Annotated in this window: 15 protein-coding genes; 9 read left to right on the top strand and 6 right to left on the bottom strand. The window is 68.0% G+C overall.

The window, feature by feature from the left end:
- Nucleotides 1-116 precede the first annotated feature (116 nt).
- A complete protein-coding gene (locus ACH49X_RS20645) occupies nt 117-1955 on the top strand; it encodes a long-chain fatty acid--CoA ligase (RefSeq protein WP_195081311.1) in 1839 nt (612 codons plus the stop codon).
- Here the strand turns inward: ACH49X_RS20645 and ACH49X_RS20640 are convergent.
- The 4 genes from ACH49X_RS20640 to ACH49X_RS20625 all read right to left on the bottom strand — a co-directional run bounded on the left by ACH49X_RS20640 (nt 1946) and on the right by ACH49X_RS20625 (nt 6325).
- Complete coding sequence (locus tag ACH49X_RS20640) at nt 1946-3589, bottom strand: SulP family inorganic anion transporter (RefSeq protein ID WP_357206040.1); 1644 nt, start codon at nt 3587-3589, stop codon at nt 1946-1948. The genes ACH49X_RS20645 and ACH49X_RS20640 overlap by 10 nt on opposite strands.
- Nucleotides 3586-5418, bottom strand: a complete 1833-nt coding sequence (locus tag ACH49X_RS20635; protein WP_357206037.1) for a phosphoenolpyruvate carboxykinase (GTP) — start codon at nt 5416-5418, stop codon at nt 3586-3588. Before ACH49X_RS20635 ends, ACH49X_RS20640 begins: the two co-directional genes overlap by 4 nt.
- Before the next feature lie 90 nt (nt 5419-5508).
- Complete coding sequence (locus ACH49X_RS20630; RefSeq protein WP_195081313.1) at nt 5509-5838, bottom strand: metalloregulator ArsR/SmtB family transcription factor; 330 nt, start codon at nt 5836-5838, stop codon at nt 5509-5511.
- Nucleotides 5839-5980: 142 nt separating this feature from the next.
- Nucleotides 5981-6325 carry a DUF6223 family protein gene (locus tag ACH49X_RS20625; protein WP_195081314.1) on the bottom strand — a complete coding sequence of 115 codons (345 nt, stop codon included), beginning with the start codon at nt 6323-6325 and terminating at the stop codon, nt 5981-5983.
- Nucleotides 6326-6518: 193 nt separating this feature from the next.
- On the opposite strand from ACH49X_RS20625, the gene ACH49X_RS20620 reads away from it, so the two are divergent.
- From ACH49X_RS20620 to ACH49X_RS20585, 8 genes are all read left to right on the top strand, one after another.
- Nucleotides 6519-7601, top strand: a complete 1083-nt coding sequence (locus ACH49X_RS20620; protein ID WP_357206034.1) for a histidine kinase — start codon at nt 6519-6521, stop codon at nt 7599-7601.
- Nucleotides 7598-8260 (top strand): response regulator transcription factor, encoded by a 663-nt coding sequence (locus tag ACH49X_RS20615; protein WP_357105184.1) that lies wholly within the window; start codon nt 7598-7600, stop codon nt 8258-8260. Before ACH49X_RS20620 ends, ACH49X_RS20615 begins: the two co-directional genes overlap by 4 nt.
- 538 nt (nt 8261-8798) lie before the next feature.
- The gene (locus tag ACH49X_RS20610; RefSeq protein ID WP_323124255.1) at nt 8799-9884 is read left to right on the top strand and encodes a nucleotide disphospho-sugar-binding domain-containing protein; all 1086 of its coding nucleotides are present in this window, start codon (nt 8799-8801) and stop codon (nt 9882-9884) included.
- Nucleotides 9885-9921: 37 nt separating this feature from the next.
- Nucleotides 9922-10926: a phytoene/squalene synthase family protein gene (locus tag ACH49X_RS20605; RefSeq protein WP_195081318.1), complete on the top strand. Its 1005-nt coding sequence runs from the start codon at nt 9922-9924 to the stop codon at nt 10924-10926.
- A gap of 10 nt (nt 10927-10936) precedes the next feature.
- A complete protein-coding gene (locus ACH49X_RS20600; protein WP_195081319.1) occupies nt 10937-11290 on the top strand; it encodes a lycopene cyclase domain-containing protein in 354 nt (117 codons plus the stop codon).
- Nucleotides 11287-11619 carry a lycopene cyclase domain-containing protein gene (locus ACH49X_RS20595; protein ID WP_195081320.1) on the top strand — a complete coding sequence of 111 codons (333 nt, stop codon included), beginning with the start codon at nt 11287-11289 and terminating at the stop codon, nt 11617-11619. Before ACH49X_RS20600 ends, ACH49X_RS20595 begins: the two co-directional genes overlap by 4 nt.
- Complete coding sequence (locus ACH49X_RS20590) at nt 11616-13214, top strand: FAD-dependent oxidoreductase (protein ID WP_397070521.1); 1599 nt, start codon at nt 11616-11618, stop codon at nt 13212-13214. The genes ACH49X_RS20595 and ACH49X_RS20590 overlap by 4 nt, the downstream gene beginning before the upstream one ends.
- On the top strand, nt 13207-14217 hold the full coding sequence (locus tag ACH49X_RS20585) for a DUF5914 domain-containing protein (protein WP_195081321.1): 1011 nt from the start codon (nt 13207-13209) through the stop codon (nt 14215-14217). Before ACH49X_RS20590 ends, ACH49X_RS20585 begins: the two co-directional genes overlap by 8 nt.
- Nucleotides 14218-15203: 986 nt before the next feature.
- Here ACH49X_RS20585 and ACH49X_RS20580 read toward each other — a convergent pair.
- Complete coding sequence (locus ACH49X_RS20580) at nt 15204-15749, bottom strand: GNAT family N-acetyltransferase (protein ID WP_323124254.1); 546 nt, start codon at nt 15747-15749, stop codon at nt 15204-15206.
- The gene (locus tag ACH49X_RS20575; RefSeq protein ID WP_195081322.1) at nt 15746-16714 is read right to left on the bottom strand and encodes an ABC transporter substrate-binding protein; all 969 of its coding nucleotides are present in this window, start codon (nt 16712-16714) and stop codon (nt 15746-15748) included. The genes ACH49X_RS20580 and ACH49X_RS20575 overlap by 4 nt, the downstream gene beginning before the upstream one ends.
- Between the last annotated feature and the right edge of the window lie 24 nt (nt 16715-16738).

Genomic DNA, 16738 nt, shown 5'->3' with positions numbered 1-16738 from the left:
GCGATTGCCGACGGCATCGGACCCGGCGTCGCCGCGCCCGGCCGGGTGCTGCGCGATCAGAGGTTCGGGAGGCAGTCTCGGCTCTGGGTCCCGGAAAGAGTTTGTAAAATGAGGCGATGAAGTTCCTCTGGAATGCCGAGGAACCTCCCGATCTCAGCAAGATCGAGCACCGGGCAACCTCGGTTGCGCAGCTCCTGGTCGACCGCATCGCGGAGACTCCCGCCACGGAGGCATTCCGATTCCTTTCCGATGGTCGCTGGGCGAGCGTGTCCTGGAAACAGTTCGGTGAGCGCGTCGACATCATCGCCGCCGGGCTGATCGCGCTCGGAATTCGAGCCGAGGACCGGGTCGCCCTCATATCGTCCACGCGATACGAATGGGTGCTCGCCGACTTCGCCGTGATGTGCGCTGGTGCGGCCACCACCACCGTGTACCCCACCACCAACGCCCCTGGCGTCGCGTTCATCGTGGCCAACTCGGGCAGCCGTGTCGTCCTCGCCGAGGATCGGTCGCAGGTCGGCAAACTGATCGAGCACCGTGCCGAGTTGCCCGACGTGCGACAGGTGGTGATCTTCGACGGCGAAGGCGACGGAAACTGGGTGATCACGCTCGATGAGCTCGAGCAGCGCGGACGCGGACTGCTCGCCGCGTCCCCCGGCGCGGTGGTCGATCGCATCCGCGGCATCCGGCCCGAGCACCTGGGCAGCATCATGTACACCTCCGGGACGACCGGCACTCCGAAAGGGGTTCGGCTGCCGCATTCCGCATGGACGTACAGCGCCGCGGCGATCGATGCCGTGAACGTTCTCCGCCCGGACGACCTGAACTTCTTATGGCTGCCGCTGTCCCACGCGTTCGGCAAGGTGATGCTGGCGCTCGCGCCGCTGATCGGCTTTCCCACGGCGATCGACGGCCGGGTGGACAAGATCGTGGAGAACCTGGCGGTATTGCACCCCACCATCGTGGCGGCCGCCCCGCGCATCTTCGAGAAGGCGCATGCCAGGATCGAGAGCGCAATGGCCGAAGAAGGCGGGATCAAGAAGAAGGTCTTCGATTGGGCGGTCGGCGTCGGTCTGGAGGTTTCGCGGGCGAGGCAGGCCGGCAAAGATCCGTCGTTGCCGGTCTTGTGGCGGTACAGAGTCGCCGACAAGCTGGTGCTCTCGAAAATCCGCGCACGCTTCGGTGGTCGGCTGCGGTATTTCGTTTCGGCGGCCGCCCCCTTGGACCGTGATGTCGCGCAGTGGTTCGACGCGATCGGCCTCGTCGTTCTCGAAGGGTACGGTTTGACCGAGACCGCCGCCGCCTCGTTCATCAATCGCCCGGGTGCATACCGGTTCGGAACCGTGGGCAAGCCGTTTCCCGGCACCGAGGCCGAGATCGCCGAGGACGGCGAGATCCTGCTGCGCAGTCCCGGTGTGATGAGTGGTTATCACGACCGCCCCGAAGCCACCGCCGAGGCTTTGGACGCGGACGGCTGGTTCCACACCGGCGACATCGGCGAGATCGACGCAGACGGATTCCTGCACATCACCGACCGCAAGAAAGACTTGTTCAAGACCTCACAGGGCAAGTACGTCGCGCCGTCCGCGATCGCCGCCACGTTCAAAGGCATATGTCCGTACGCGGCGGAATTCATCGTCTACGGAGAGACGCGGCCCTATTGTGTCGCATTGGTCGGCCTCGACGCCCAGAGCATCACCGAATGGGCCGGTAAGCACGGTCTAGCGGGCAAACCGCTCCCCGACATCGCGCGGGACGAAAGAACCCACGAGGTGATCGCCGGCTACGTCGATCGCCTGAACACCCAACTCGATCGCTGGGAACAGATCAAGAGATTCGACATCATCGACCACGAACTGTCCGTCGAGGCCGGTGATCTCACGCCGAGTATGAAACTGCGCCGCAAGATCGTCGTCGAGAACCTCGCCGACAGCATCGACGCCCTCTATCGATGAAGTGCGGGTCCCCGGGCGTGGTGGATGGCGTCGGGGGTGTGGGCGAAGATGTGCGCGTCCCCACCGGTGGGCAGGGCGCCGATCGCGGCTAGGCGGCGTCGGTGATCCTGGCGCAGGCCGGACATCAGGACGGTGATGTGGCGGTGCTCGAGTTTGCCGATGGCATCCTTCAGCACGAGCGCCCCGGTGGTGTCCAGGGCGGTGATTCCGGACATGCGCAGGATGACCACGCGCACATCCGATACGTCGGCCAGTTCGAGCAGGAACCGGTGGGCCGCGGCGAAGAACAGGGGCCCCTCGATGCGGTAGGCGACGATGTGATCGTGCAGCAGGCCGGTCTCCTCTGCCGAGTGCCCGGTCTCGTCGGCCGGATTCGTCAGCGGAACCTGCTGCAACCGAGCTTCTTTGGCGACCGACCGCAAGGCGAGCACGGTGGCGATACCGACGCCGACCGCGACCGCAGTCACCAGGTCCAAGGCGACGGTGACGCCGAAGGTGATCGCCATGATGATCGCATCCCCGCGTGAGGCGCGGGCGATCGCGGCCAGCGACGCGGTCTCCACCATCCGCACGGTCGTCGCCAGCAACACGCCCGCCAAAGCTGCCAATGGGATCTCCGCCACCAGGGGTGCGGCGAGGTAGATGATCGCGGCCAGCACGACGGCGTGGGTCAGCGCGGCCAGGCGGGTGCGCGCGCCGGAACGGACGTTGACCGCGGTGCGAGCGATCGCGCCGGTGGCGGGCACGCCGCCGAACAGGGGAGCGGCGATGTTCGCCATACCCTGGCCGAGCAGTTCGCGGTCGGGGTCGTGGCGAGTGCCAACGGCCATCGCGTCGGCGGCGGTCGCCGACAACAGGGACTCGAGCGCGGCCAGTGCCGCCACTGCCAGTGCCGGTGCGATCAGCGACCCGAGTTGGTCGAGGCGTACGAATCCTGTTGTCGGTGCGGGCAATCCAGAGGGAATGGTTCCGATGGGAGTCAGGTCCAGATCGAACGCCCGCGCTGCGAGGGTCGCGGCGGCCACCGCGATCAACGCGAACGGCAGTTTCGGGAAATACCGGCCACCGGCCAGGACCACCGCGGCCACCGCCAGTGTGGTCGCAGGCGTCAAGGGGTGCGGGTGCGCGATGTATTGCCCTGCCGCGTCGAATGCCGACTGCCACACCTTCTCGCCCTCGGCGTGCGCGACATGCAGTGCGGACGGAACCTGTTGCAGCGCGATGACGACCGCGATGCCCGCGGTGAAACCTTCGATCACCGGGGCGGGCATGTAGCGCACAGCCCGCCCGACCCCCGCGAAGGCCAGTACCACCAGCGCCAACCCGGCCAGCAGCCCCACGGCCAGCACCCCGCTCGCGCCGTGCCGGCCGACGATGGGCACCAAGACCACCGTCATCGCGCCGGTCGGCCCGGATACCTGGAAGCGGGAGCCGCCGAACACCGCCGCGATCGCGCCCGCGACGACAGCGGTGGCGAGTCCGGCGGCCGCGCCCAGCCCTGAGGAGATGCCGAAGCCGAGTGCCAGCGGCAGCGCCACCAAGGCCACGATCAGACCCGAGAGCAGGTCGGCTCCGGGCGCGCGGAGCGCGGGTTTCCAGTCCGACCAGCGCGGCAACAGCGCGAACGCGTTCACAGGGCTCGGGCCAGACGCAACTTCAGCGCGGCCAATTGCGCACGCAGTTGATCGGGCAGCCGGTTGCCGCCGATGGTGGCGTACCACTCGTCGATCGACGCGGTCTCGAGCACCCACTCGTCGATATCGACGGCCAGCGCCGCGGTCGCCAGTTCCCGGGCGCGCTCCGAGAGGCCGGACAAGTCGAGAGCCTCGGCGGTGGGGACGAACCCGATCGGGGTCTCCACGGCATCGACCGCGCCGTCCAAGCGGTCGAGTGCCCACTGGAGGACACGCACGTTGTCGCCGAAACCGGGCCACAGGAAACCGCCGTCGGCGCTGCGACGGAACCAGTTGACCTGGAATATCCTCGGCAGCTTCGCGGGGTCGGCGGCGGCGCCGAGCTTCAGCCAGTGCGCGAAGTAGTCGCCGACGTGGTAGCCGAGGAACGGAAGCATCGCCATCGGATCCCGCCGCACCACACCCACCGCTCCCGCCGCGGCCGCGGTGGTCTCCGACGACAGCACCGACGCGGTGAACACACCGTGTTCCCAGTCGAAGGTCTCGGTCACCAAGGGAATCGTCGTCTTGCGGCGGCCGCCGAAGAAGATCGCGGAGATCGGCACCCCGGCCGGGTCGTCCCACTCCGCCGCTACCGTCGGGCACTGCCGGATCGGGGTGCAGTATCGGGAGTTCGGATGCGCGGCAGTGCTTTCCGCATCGGGGGTCCAGTCCTGGCCGTGCCAGTCGATCAGATGCGCGGGTGGTGTATCGGTCAAGCCTTCCCACCACACGTCACCGTCATCGGTGCGTGCGGTGTTGGTGAAGATCGAATTCCCGGCATCGATCGTGGCGATGGCGTTCGGGTTGGTCCGTGCTCCGGTCCCCGGGGCGACGCCGAAGAACCCCGCCTCCGGGTTCACCGCGTACAGTCGGCCGTCGGCTCCGAACCGCATCCAGGCGATGTCGTCGCCGATCGTCTCCGCCCGCCAGCCCGGCAGGGCGGGTTCGAGCATGGCGAGGTTGGTCTTGCCGCACGAGGACGGGAACGCGGCCGCGATGTAATGGACCTTTCCCCGCGGGGAGGTGAGTTTGAGAATCAGCATGTGCTCGGCCAGCCACCCCTCGTCACGCCCGAGCACCGAGGCGATGCGCAGCGCGAAACACTTCTTGCCCAGCAGCGCGTTACCGCCGTACCCGGAGCCGTGACTCCAGATCTCCCTGCGCTCCGGGAAATGTGAGATGTACTTGGTCGCATCGCACGGCCACGGCACATCCACCTCGCCTTCTCGCAGAGGCGCGCCGACCGAGTGCAGGCACTTCACGAAACCGGTTCCATCGGTGATCTTGTCCCACACCGGCGCACCGGAGCGGGTCATGACCTGCATCGCCACCGCCACATACTCCGAATCGGTGAGCTGCACCCCGTACTTCGGATCGTCGGCATCCAACGGTCCCATGCAGAACGCGATGACATACATCGTCCGTCCCGCCATGGCCCCGCGATAGTGCTCGGTCATCACCGTGCGCATGTCCAGCGGATCGACCCAGTTGTTGGTCGGGCCCGCGTCCTCGCGAAGTTCCGAGCAGATGAAGGTGCGATCCTCCACCCGCGCGACGTCGTCGGGATCCGACGCGCACCAGAAGGAGTTCGGTTTCGCCGCGAGCGGCACGAAGGTGCCCTTCTCCACCAGCAGTCCGGTGAGCCGGTCCCACTCCGCCCGCGAGCCGTCGCAGAACACGATGTGATCGGGCGCGGTCAACTCCGCGACTTCGGCGACCCACGCCAGGATGCCCTCGTGCTCGGTGGGGCACTGCACGCTCGCGGCGACGTCTAGATGGTTGGTCAAGACGGACATCTCCTTCGCAAACAATTAGGTTATTAGTTTAGAAAAGCTGCAATCAAAGGCCACGTGCGCACCCTCCGGGGGTGACGGAGGTCAGGCGGGTTCTTCCAAGGCTTCGACTTGGCCTGCGACGACGCCGGTGAGGATGGCCCGTGCGGCGGCCAGTAGTTGTGCGACCTCGGGGGTTGTCAATTCGTAGGTCACCGAGAGCCCTTCGCGGCGCGCGGTCACCAGGCCGGCGCGCCGCAGGATCGACAACTGCTGAGACAGGTTGGCCGCCTCGATTTCGATCTCGGTCAGCATCTCGGAGACGGCGTGCTCACGCTGGCTGAGCAGCTCGAGCACCCGCACCCGCACAGGATGCCCGAGTGTTTTGAAGAAGTCGGCCTTCATCTGATAGAGCGGTCGCTGCAGTCCGGGCATCGATGACCACTCCTTCCACTCCCACCGGCGGCGGCTCGGCATCCACGGCCGCACCCTGTTTGCAGAGTTTAGCAAACAGCGCAATCACTGCATCTCGCGCGGCCTGCCTTCGACTATGGTCCGGTGGGGCGCGGAGCGCGGGTCACGACGACAGCGGGTTCTTCTTCAACGCGACCGCGCCGAGGACGGCGGCGACCAGCCCGACGGCCAAGGCCACGAAGCCGCCGACGATCCCGTATCCCGTGCCCGGTCCGCCTTCGGCGGCGGCCACTACCAGTCCGCCGAGCACCAGCCCGGTCACTCCGGCAGCCAGCGCGGTGATCGCGCCGCGGCGTCCAGCGCGGTGGATGACGGCCCGGACGCCGGTGACGACGCCCAGCAGGCCCACCGCGACACCGACCAGGGACCAGAAGCGGCCGGGGGTCAACCCGGAGCTGCCCGCCTGGGCGAGAAGCTCCGAGGTGGCGAGCAGGTGCGGAACGGACATGGTGTGCTCCTTCTTCAACGACGCGGACGGAGCCCATCCTGTCTGCCGTACCGCTTCCGGTCGTCCTGCACGCGCAGCAACTTCACGCTGCCACCGAGGGCGTAGGAACCGGAGGGGAGTACCGCGTCCGCGGTAGACAGTGATCATTCCGGTGGACGACTCTCCCGCGCGGGCATCGGGTTAGGGTGCAGCCATGGAACGGCTTCGGGACTGGGCGATCGCCGTGGGCATCGCGGTGTTCCAGCTCGTCTCGGGGCTGTCGGGGCCGGTGGCCGGGTGGGTGCTGCTGGTCGCAGGCGGGTTGTCGTTGGCCGCCAGCCGCCGGGCGCCGGTCGTGGTGCTGGCGGTGACCGGGTCGACCGCGCTGGCCTACCAGGCCATCGGGGTGGACGTGCCCGCTGTCGCGTTCCTGTTCGCCGTGTACGCGGCGTTCCGTGCGGGGCGCCGAGTGGCGGCCGTGGCGGGGTCGGTTGTCATGGTGCTCGTCATGCCGCTCGCGTTGCTGATCGCACCGCGCGGGCTGCCCGTGGGCGAGGCGTTCGCGCAAGCCCGTGGCGTGCTGCAACTGGCGTGGTTGGTCGCCGCAGGCGCCGCGGGCGAAGCGCTGCGGCAGGCCGAGCGGCGGGCCGAGGAGGCCGAGCGTACCCGTGAGGAGACCGCGCGGCGGCGGGCCGACGAAGAACGCCTGCATATCGCGCGGGAATTGCACGACTCGCTGACCCATCAGATTTCGGTGATCAAGTTGCAAGCCGAGGTGGCCGTACATCTGGCCCGCAGGCGCGGCGAGCAGGTCCCCGAGGCGTTGCTGGCGATCCTGGCGGCAGGCCGCGAGGCATCCAGGGAGCTGCGGGCCACACTGGAGGCCCTGCGCGACGACCGCGAACCGTCGTACGGGCTCGATCAGGTGCCTGCGCTGGTGGAAGGCGTCCGCGCGACCGGCTTGGACGCGAAGCTGACGGTCGAGGGGCAACGCGAGGCCCTGCCTGTGGCGGTGGACCGGACCGCCTACCGGATCGTCCAGGAATCGCTGACCAACATCACCAGGCACGCCGCCGCCGACACCGCGTCGGTCCACATCGAGCACCGTCCCGACGCCCTGGTGATCCGAGTGGACGACGACGGCCGCGCCACGCCCGACACCACGCCGGCGCCTGGCGTGGGGCTGCTCGGGATGAGCGAGCGGGTCACCGCCCTCGGCGGCCGGTTACATGCCGCACCCCGCGGTGAGGGCGGTTTCACCGTTCGCGCCGAGCTACCTGTGGAGCGGGCCCGGTGATCCGCGTCCTGCTGGTCGACGACCAGTCGCTGATCCGTAGCGGATTTCGCGCGCTGCTCGACGCGGAGGAAGATATCGAAGTCGTGGCCGAGGCCGCCGACGGCGCCCGGGGCGTCGAGCTGGCCCGCGAACACCTCCCCGACATCGCACTCGTGGACATCCAGATGCCTGTCGTGGACGGCATCGAGGCAACACGGCGCATCGCCGCCGACCCGGCCCTGACCGGAGTGCACGTGGTGATACTGACCAACTACGGCCTGGACGAGTACGTCTTCGACGCCCTGCGCGCGGGTGCGGCCGGGTTCCTGGTCAAGGACATCCATCCGGAGGACTTCCTGTACGCCGTCCGGGTGGCGGCCCGCGGTGACGCGCTGCTCGCGCCGTCGATCACCCGCAAACTGATCAACCGCTACGTCAGCAGGCCACCGGACTCGGGGGAGGCTCCCGGCCTGACCGAGCTGACCAACCGCGAGCGAGAGGTGGTCACGCTCGTTGCCCGGGGCCTGTCGAACGACGAGATCGCCGAGCATCTGGTGATCAGCCCACTGACCGCCAAGACGCACGTCAACCGGGCCATGACCAAGCTGCACGCCCGCGACCGCGCCCAGCTGGTCGTCTTGGCCTACGAATCCGGCCTCGTGACCGCTCGCCGAGCCTGACCTTCCCCGGGGCCTGGCGTGGCCGTCCGCCGCGCCGAGCACGCTACGGAGGGTGCGTTGCCGCCCGCGCCCCGAATCGGCGTGTCTTCTCCGCGTTCAGTCCGATACCCCGCCAAAATGCGACACAATTGATCTGGATGTACGGGTGCGCACCCGCGTCGTTTTCACGGTGAACCCGAAATCGCACCGACGAGAAAAAGATGGGCGCGAGTCGGCGATCGGCGCCGACGACTGGTACGGCGGCCACGCTTGAACCCATTGCGATGTCTCGAGAGATCAGCGAAGGAATCAGGATATGGCTCGATACCTGTTGGCGGCGAGTCCGATATCCGGTCATGTCGCACCCATGCGGGCCGTCGCGGCCGATTTGCGGCGACGTGGGAACCAGGTTCGGTTGCTCACCGGAGCCGTGTTCGGCACATCCATTCGAGCGCGAGGTGTCGAATTCTCGGAGCTACCTCGCGATGCCGAGGTGGCGCGCGCTGCACAGCCGCGTAATCGGGCCTCGGGTCTGGTCCAGCGGTGGCGAATCGGCCGAGTGGAATTGCAGTCCGCTTTTCTCGCGCCGATAGCGGCACAGCACCGTGCGTTGCGCGCCGAGCTGGACCGCGCGGACTTCGATGCCGTCCTGGTCGATGTGATGTTCACCGGGGCCATTCCGCTGCTGTTGACCCAGCGGGAACGTCCGCCGGTGATTGCCTGCGGCGTCGTTCCGTTGATGCTGTCCAGCGCGGACTGTCCGCCGTTCGGGACCGGATGGCAGCCGCAAGCGGGTCGCGACTACACGTCCATGAACCGGTTCGTACAACAGGTGCTGTTTCGCGGTGTCCAGGCGAAACTCGATGTAGTTCTGCGTGCGCTCGGCGTGGGGCCCGCGCCGGTTTTCCTGCTCGACTGGCCGCTCCTCGCCGATCGGATATTGCAGTTCACTGTGCCAGGATTCGAATATCCGCGACATGATCTGCCGCCGTCGGTGGTCTTCACCGGACCGATCCCGGCTCCTGCGGCCATGGATGCCGCCGTACCGAGCCGGTTGCCCGCCGCGGATAGTGCCGAAACGATTGTCCATGTCACTCAGGGAACATGGGACAATCGGTGTTTCGATCAGTTGCTCCGCCCTTCCCTGACCGCATTGAGTCATCGCCCCGATGTGCTGGTCGTCGCGTGTACCGGCGGCTCCCACGCACCGATCGGCCCGCTGCCGGCGAACGCATATGCGGCCGATTTCATCTCGTACGACCGTCTTCTACCGCGCGTCGATTTGATGATCACCAATGGTGGCTACGGTGGCGTCAACCAAGCCCTGCGCCATGGGGTGCCGTTGATCGTCGCGGGCGATACTGCGGACAAGCCTGAAACAGCGGCCCGCGTGGCATACGCCGGCGTGGGAATCAATCTCGGCACCGCACGGCCGCGACCCGCTGCCATCATCGCGGCGGTCGACCGGGTGCTGAGTTCGGGCGGCTTCCGTGACGCGGCGAACCGATTGGCGGCGGATATCGCGAATCGGTCCCCCTTCGACTCGGTCGCGGATGTGTTGACCGAAGTGACAGCAGGTCGGCGGCCCGCCGTATCCGCGCCCGCCGTCGGGCAACGGTATCCGTGGAAAGGGAACGGGGAATGACGGTGCCCGCCGATTTCGCCGTTGAGGAGAGGTGGACATGATGCGAACCGAACTCGACGCCGCCGGCATCACGGAGCCGGAACTGCGCCGGTCGTATCGGATCTGCCGCGAACTCAACGCTCGCCACGGGAAGACCTTCTTTCTCGCCACCCGGTTGCTCGCACCCGATCAGCGGCCCGCCGTGCACGCGCTGTACGGATTCGCCCGTCGCGCCGACGACATCCTGGACGATTTCCGCCCGCAGTTGTCGACGACCGAACGCGCTGCCCGGCTGAACGCACTCGCACGGCAATTCGAAGCCGGGGACACCGGTGGCGATCCGGTACTGGCCGCGGTGCTGCACACCGCGCAGACCTATCGGATACCGGGCCATTTGTTCAGTGCGTTCCTGGCCTCGATGCGTCTGGATCTTTCCGTCACCGACTATCCGGACCGCGCGGCGCTGGACCGATACGTCTACGGATCGGCGGAAGTGATCGGGCTACAGCTGCTGCCGGTGCTGGGCGCCACGGACACGGCGGCGGCCGCGCCCTACGCCGCCGCCCTCGGCAAGGCATTCCAGCTGACGAACTTCTTGCGTGACGTCGACGAGGATCTGGCTCGCGACCGTGTCTATCTGCCCGCCGATGAACTGGCCGCGCACGGTGTGGACCGAGAGTTGCTGTTGTGGTGCCGCCGACATCGCCGAGGCGAGCCGCGAGTGCGCCGCGCATTGGCGGCACAGCACGCGATCACCAGGAAGATCTACGCTCACGCGCGGGAGGGGATCGCATTGCTCGCACCTCGCTCGCGGCCATGCGTGACGACCGCGGCGACGCTGTACGCGGAGATACTCGACCGCATCGAAGCCGCGGACTTCGAAGTGTTCGGCCGACGCGCCAGAGTCGGCACCGGTCGAAGATTGCAGGTCGGCGCGGCGGGCCAGCTCCGCGCGTGGTGGGCACGACGGCCTGCCGGACCGACCCGGCCGAACACTCCGCGCGCGGCAGCGCACGATTCCGTATCACCGCTCGATTCCACCGATTCGCGCGAACCTACGTGAGGTGGTTGGGATGGACCATTGGCGTTATCTACTTGTTCTCCTCACCTGCCTGGTGCTGACCGCTCCGCTGGAGTTCCTCGGTGGCGGCGTCTACCGGAGACCGCGGCTGCTGCTCGGCGCCCTGCTGCCCGCCGTCACGTTGTTCGTCGTCTGGGACCTGGTGGCGATCGCCGCCGGAGTGTGGGACTACAACTCCCGCTATCTGCTGGGTGTGTTCCTGCCCGGGACGATTCCGCTGGAGGAGTTGCTGTTCTTCCTCGTCGTCCCGCTGTGCGGGCTGCTGACCTACGACGCGGTCGAAACGCTGCTCGGCGCTGCTCGCCGCCGCGGCAGCACCAGCCCGACGAAACAGCCGCGACGATGAATTCGGTGGGTTGGGGGTACACGTTTCCCGCCGTGGCGGCGGTCGTGGTGGTGTGTCTGGTCGAGTGCACGCTGTTGCGGACCGGGCTGTTCCGGCGACCTGGCTACTGGTTGACGATGCTGATCGTCCTCAGTTTTCAAATCCCCGTCGACGGGTGGTTGACCAGGCTCGACGCGCCGATCGTGCGGTACAACCCCGACCATGTCCTGGGGCTCCGGTTCCCCTGGGATATCCCGGTGGAGGACTTCTTGTTCGGCTTCGTCTTGGTGACCTCGGTACTCCTCGGCTGGGAGCGGACAAGGCAGCGGCAGGAAGGCGTGCGGCGATGAGGCGCGATGGGTCGGCTTCGCGGCGGCGCGGGGATTCCCGGCGCGTCCGCTTTCCCGCCGCCGCGGGGCACATGGACGTCGGCCGCGACGGTCGCCGCCCGCGCGCCGTTGTCGTCGGTGCGGGGATCGCGGGCTTGGCGGCCGCGACGGGGCTCGCCGAACGGGGATTCCACGTCGAAGTCATCGAACGCGAACGGTACCTGGGCGGACGGGTCGGCGGCTGGACCGAGCGGCTTCCCGACCGCAGCGCCGTCGGGATGAATCGCGGCTTCCACGCCTTCTTCGCGCAGTATTACAACCTCCGCAAACTGCTCGCCCGTACCGATCCGCAGCTACGCAGGCTGCGTCGGCTCGACGACTACCCGCTCATCGACGCCGAGGGCCGCCGCGACACCTTCCGCCATCTTCCGAGCACTCCGCCTTGGAACGCGCTCGCCTTCGCCCTGCGCAGCCCGACGTTTCGACTGCGCGATCTGATTCGTATGGACCCACGCGCCGCCGCGCCGCTGGCCGCGGTCTCGGTCCCGGACATCTACCACCGGATCGATCACCTGGATGCGGAAACGTTCCTGCATCGCGTCAACTTTCCCGAAGCGGCGCGCCACCTCGCGTTCGAGGTGTTCTCCCGCAGCTTCTTCGTCGCTCCCCAGCACATGTCCGCCGCCGAACTGGCGACGATGTTCCACATCTATTTTCTGGGCTCCAGCGAAGGCCTGCTCTTCGACGTGGCCGAGGACAATTTCGATGTCAGCCTGTGGACACCACTCGCGGAGTACCTCACCGCGCCGCGAGTGCCCCGGCGGCCGGGCACCGTCCGCATTCACACGGGCGTGCGCGTCGGCCGAATCGATGCGGACGAAACCAGCGGATTCCGGGTGCTCGACGACACCGACGCCGAGACGACCGCCGACGCGGTGGTCTTGGCCGTCGATATCACCGGGTTGCGCCGGATCGTCGCCGCGTCACCCACGCTCGGCGACGGCCCATGGCGCGCGCAAGTAGCCCGATTGGCTGTCGCACCGTCCTTCGCGGTGCAGCGTCTGTGGCTGAACCAGCCGATTCGTGCTGACCGTCCGAGCTTTCTCGGCACCGGCAATCTGGACCCGCTCGACAACATCAGCGTGGTGAGCAAGTACGAGAAGCAAGCGGCGGACTGGGCGCGCGAGAGCGGTGGAAGCGTCGTCGAATCGCACGCGTACGCCGTTGCGGACGGGATGCCGCCCAGCCAGGCGCGTGACGAGGTCCGCAGCCGGATGCTGGCCCGGCTGCACCATATCTACCCCGAGACGGCCGAAGCGCGCATCGTGGGGGAGACCATGCTGTGGCGGCAGGATTGCCCACGGTTCGCGCCGGGCGACTTCGCTCGACGGCCCGGTATCTCTACTCCGCACCCGCGATTGGTCCTGGCCGGCGACGGCATACGCGTCGACCTGCCGGTCGCTCTGATGGAACGCGCCGCCACCACCGGCTGGATCGCGGCGAACACGCTGGTCCGTCAGTGGGCCGGTGCCGGACACTCCTTGCAGACGGTCCCCATCCGGGGCCGATCGGCGATCCTGCGCGCGCTCGCCGCTCGCGGGGGTAGCGATGAGTAAGCGCGCCGAGTTCGGCAGATGGCCGAAAGACATACCGCTACAGCGGTTCGCGCCGGAGGAATGGTCTCGCCAGCGGCCGACCCACGCGGATGCCGACCCCGGTCTGATCGCGGCGGCGACACGATGGTCACAGCAGCGACCCTCGGGTAACTGGTACACCCTCGCGGCCAGTCGCAGTGTCGGTCGCGGCCGTCCGCTGAGCGCGACCATCGGCGGGATCGAACTCGTCGCCTGGCGCGACGAGCGCGACGTCTTGCACGTCGGTCCGGGAGCCTGTCCACACCTGGGGGCGCCGCTCGCCGAGGCGCAGGTCGATGACGCCGCACTGATCTGCCGATGGCACGGACTGCGGGTGGAAGCGACCGGATCCGCCCGATGGTGCCCGTACCCGAGTTACGACGACGGCGTGCTTGCCTGGGTGCGGCTGGACACGATCGGTGAGCAGACACCTACCGACACGCCGATCATCGGCCCCCGCCCCGCCGACACCACCGTGCACGCGGTGACCCGCTCGACCGGCGTGTGCGAACCCCGTGACATCATCGCGAACCGACTCGACCCCTGGCACGGCGCATGGTTGCATCCGTACTCGTTCACCCGCCTCGAGGTGACACAGACCCCGCCGCGGCACGACATCACCGAGGAGAATCACCGATTCCTGCTCACCGTGACCTTCCGAGTGACCCGCAGGCTCGGCGTGCCCGTCGTGGCCGAGTTCACCTGCCCGGATCCGCGCACCGTCGTGATGCGAATCGTCTCCGGTGAGGGAACCGGAAGCGTGGTGGAAACCCACGCGACGCCGATCGGCCCCGGCCCCGACGGCCGGGCGCGCACCGCGGTGATCGAAGCAGTGATCGCGAACTCGGAACGGCCGGGTTTCCGGTACGCGCATCGACTCCTGCCGGTGTTGCGCCCGCTGATGGCTCGCGCCGCGACGCGGCTGTGGCGTGACGACTTGGCGTACGCCGAGCGCCGGTACCAACTGCGTACTCACCGTCGATAGGGAGTGGAACCCCGGCGACGAACTGTTCACGCACGATCGATCACGAACGCGCCACTATCGCGACCGCCGATCCCACGGGTCCGCGGCGGTCGGCGTCATGGCCCAGCAGGTCCATCGACCCGCGGTGAACCGGGATCACCGCTGCGACCATCGTCGGGCTGATCTTCGGTGCCTGATCTCTTGCCCGCGCTCTTCGCGATTCGGCGCGGTTTGACCGTGCGCCGGATGTCGGCGGCGGGACTATCGCCACCAGCTCGTTTCCTGCGCAACGCGTCGAGGTCGACCACAGTTCCGTCAGGCTCGGCACCACCTGGATCGCTCTCCGGAGCGCGATGTCGCGCCGTGCCGGGGCCGACCGGCCACCAGCCTGTCTCCCGCTGCAGTTCCGATCGCAGGACGGGCTTGGTCGGCGCGGGGTCGTAGACGGAGCCACGGTCGGAGCGCCAAGTCTTCTGAAGACGCTCGCCGGCCTCTTCCGCCACGCGTCGCGGGCGGCGTGGTAGTCGGGTGACTTTCGACGTGCCGTCGTCGGCTCCGGGCATCTCCACAGCCTTCATTCCTTCTGCCTGCCTACTGCGCAACCGTTCCGGCTCGTCGAACCTCTTCCCGCCGGACTGCGGCATGGATTCCCATCCGGGCCCTACCCGCTCCGACATCGGGCTAGCAGCCGACGAGTGCCACTGCACCCGTCGGCGCCACGACCGCTGATACGTCGAGCTGATGTTCGAACGTGCTGCCGATTGCGTCGCTCACGCCCGTATTCTCCCTCAACAGATAACCGCCGAGCACCGGAGCCAGGGACATGGCAGCTGGGCGGCCATACGGGCCCTTCCGGTGTGGGCCGCGCTTCGGCCTCCCGCTGCGGTCGCGGACCTGCGGGCCAGCGGTCTCTCCACTGACGATCGTGACCATACCTGCTCTGCGTGCGTAGTGGGCGATCGCCTTCGTAAGCCACGAACGGCGGCGACTTGCAGCGGCTGGCTGTGCTATGCCCGGGGCAGGGGAATCTCGAGGTGCACTGTCTGAAATCCGCTGTGCGGTCCGCGTGCGTCGTGGACGATCCGGCCGAAGGTGAGCCAGAACTCCAGCGCGCCGGGCGTCCTGGCGTCGGTGTGCAGATACAGCCGCTCGAACGCCGGTGTAACCGAGACGTAGTCGATCGCCGCGTCGACCAACCGTGTGGCCAGGCCGCGCCGGTGGTGCTCGGGGCGGACGTAGACGCGGAACAGCTGTGCGGTGCTCTGGTCGGGGTACTGTTCGGCCAGCCACGCCGGGTGCGGTGGGTGGCGAGGGCCTTGTGCGCGGATCGCGGTGGTGGCGACGATGCGGCCGGAGTGCTCGACGACCCAGAGCCGGTTGCGAGGGTGGCGCAGATACACCGTTTCCGGGTCGATCACGTCATAGTGGTGCTCGGGGAGATAACCGATGCCGAACACGTCGTAGAAGGTGTCGAGCATGACACTGCGGGCGCCGGGAAGATCGTCTGCGCAGGCCACGCGCAGCTGGTAGCCGGTGGCGGCGGGCGCGCTCACCGGTGCGCTCCCAACTCGCGGTCCAGCACTTCCAGGCCCTCGACGGCGACCGGTCCAGGGCCGGTGTAGCCGAACGGGACGGCGATGATTCGGTTGGCGCGGATCGCGCGCAGTCCGGCCAGTTCGGGGCGCTCGCGCAGGGCGTCGCGGGCCGATTCGGGGGTCTGGGTGCCTTGGGTGAGCAAGATGACGACTTCGGGATCGCGCTGGATCAGAGTTTCGGTGTTGACGTCGAAGTTGCGTTTGGCTACGTCGCCGAAGACGTTGTCCAGACCGAGGATCCGCATCTGGGTGGCGACGGTGCTGGTGCTGCCGTAGGCGCTGAGCTTGGCGCCGTCGCGCGAGATGATCAGCGCCGCGGCGGGCCGGGCGGCCCGCTCGGCGCGGTGGCGGTCCGCGACCGCCGCTACCCGCTGCTTCAACGCGGTGACTTCGGCGTTCGCCGCCGCGGACGTGCCGAACAACCGTCCGTACAACTCGATGTCGGCGAAGATATCGTCGTAGTTCCCCGCGGCATCGCGGCAGTAACCGCGGGTCACCAGCAGCGGAATGCGCACCCGTGCCAGATCCTCGGGCGTGACCGCCGCACCCTCGAAGCTCACCACCAGATCGGGGGTTCGGTTGATGATTTCCTCGCGCGCCAGTTCGCCGGTGGGGGCCGTGATTTCGATGCCCTCGAGGGCGTCGGCGTATCGGCCGGGAAAGGGAGCGGTTTCGAATGTACGGGTGACGATACGATCGGCGGCGCCCGCGGCCGCGATGAGCGGGGCTGCGACGGATCCGACCGTCACCACGCGGCGGGGCGCGCTGGTGAAGGTGACGTCGCGGCCACAGCTGGAGATCGTCATCGGGAACCCTTCCGCCGCCTCGACGGTGGCGGGTGCGGGGCTGCCGCAGCCGGTGAGCAGCGCCGCGGTGAGCAGCGCGACGGGTACGGGTGCGAGCCGGGGGAGACCTATGGACACGATGATCGTTATTCCTCTCCTGCA

It is taken from the genome of Nocardia sp. NPDC019323 (assembly GCF_044389845.1).
GTDB classification, from domain to species: domain Bacteria; phylum Actinomycetota; class Actinomycetes; order Mycobacteriales; family Mycobacteriaceae; genus Nocardia; species Nocardia implantans.
Note: the sequence above shows the minus strand (reverse complement) of the source record. Positions and strands in the feature narration are given on the sequence as shown.

Excerpts from the sequence above, each read along its gene's own strand:
- ACH49X_RS20645 (WP_195081311.1), top strand. The coding sequence starts at position 117 with ATGAAGTTCCTCTGGAATGCCGAGGAACCTCCCGATCTCAGCAAGATC.
- ACH49X_RS20630 (WP_195081313.1), bottom strand. The coding sequence starts at position 5,838 with ATGCCCGGACTGCAGCGACCGCTCTATCAGATGAAGGCCGACTTCTTC.
- ACH49X_RS20625 (WP_195081314.1), bottom strand. The coding sequence starts at position 6,325 with ATGTCCGTTCCGCACCTGCTCGCCACCTCGGAGCTTCTCGCCCAGGCG.
- ACH49X_RS20620 (WP_357206034.1), top strand. The coding sequence starts at position 6,519 with ATGGAACGGCTTCGGGACTGGGCGATCGCCGTGGGCATCGCGGTGTTC.
- ACH49X_RS20605 (WP_195081318.1), top strand. The coding sequence starts at position 9,922 with ATGATGCGAACCGAACTCGACGCCGCCGGCATCACGGAGCCGGAACTG.
- ACH49X_RS20600 (WP_195081319.1), top strand. The coding sequence starts at position 10,937 with ATGGACCATTGGCGTTATCTACTTGTTCTCCTCACCTGCCTGGTGCTG.
- ACH49X_RS20595 (WP_195081320.1), top strand. The coding sequence starts at position 11,287 with ATGAATTCGGTGGGTTGGGGGTACACGTTTCCCGCCGTGGCGGCGGTC.
- ACH49X_RS20590 (WP_397070521.1), top strand. The coding sequence starts at position 11,616 with ATGAGGCGCGATGGGTCGGCTTCGCGGCGGCGCGGGGATTCCCGGCGC.
- ACH49X_RS20585 (WP_195081321.1), top strand. The coding sequence starts at position 13,207 with ATGAGTAAGCGCGCCGAGTTCGGCAGATGGCCGAAAGACATACCGCTA.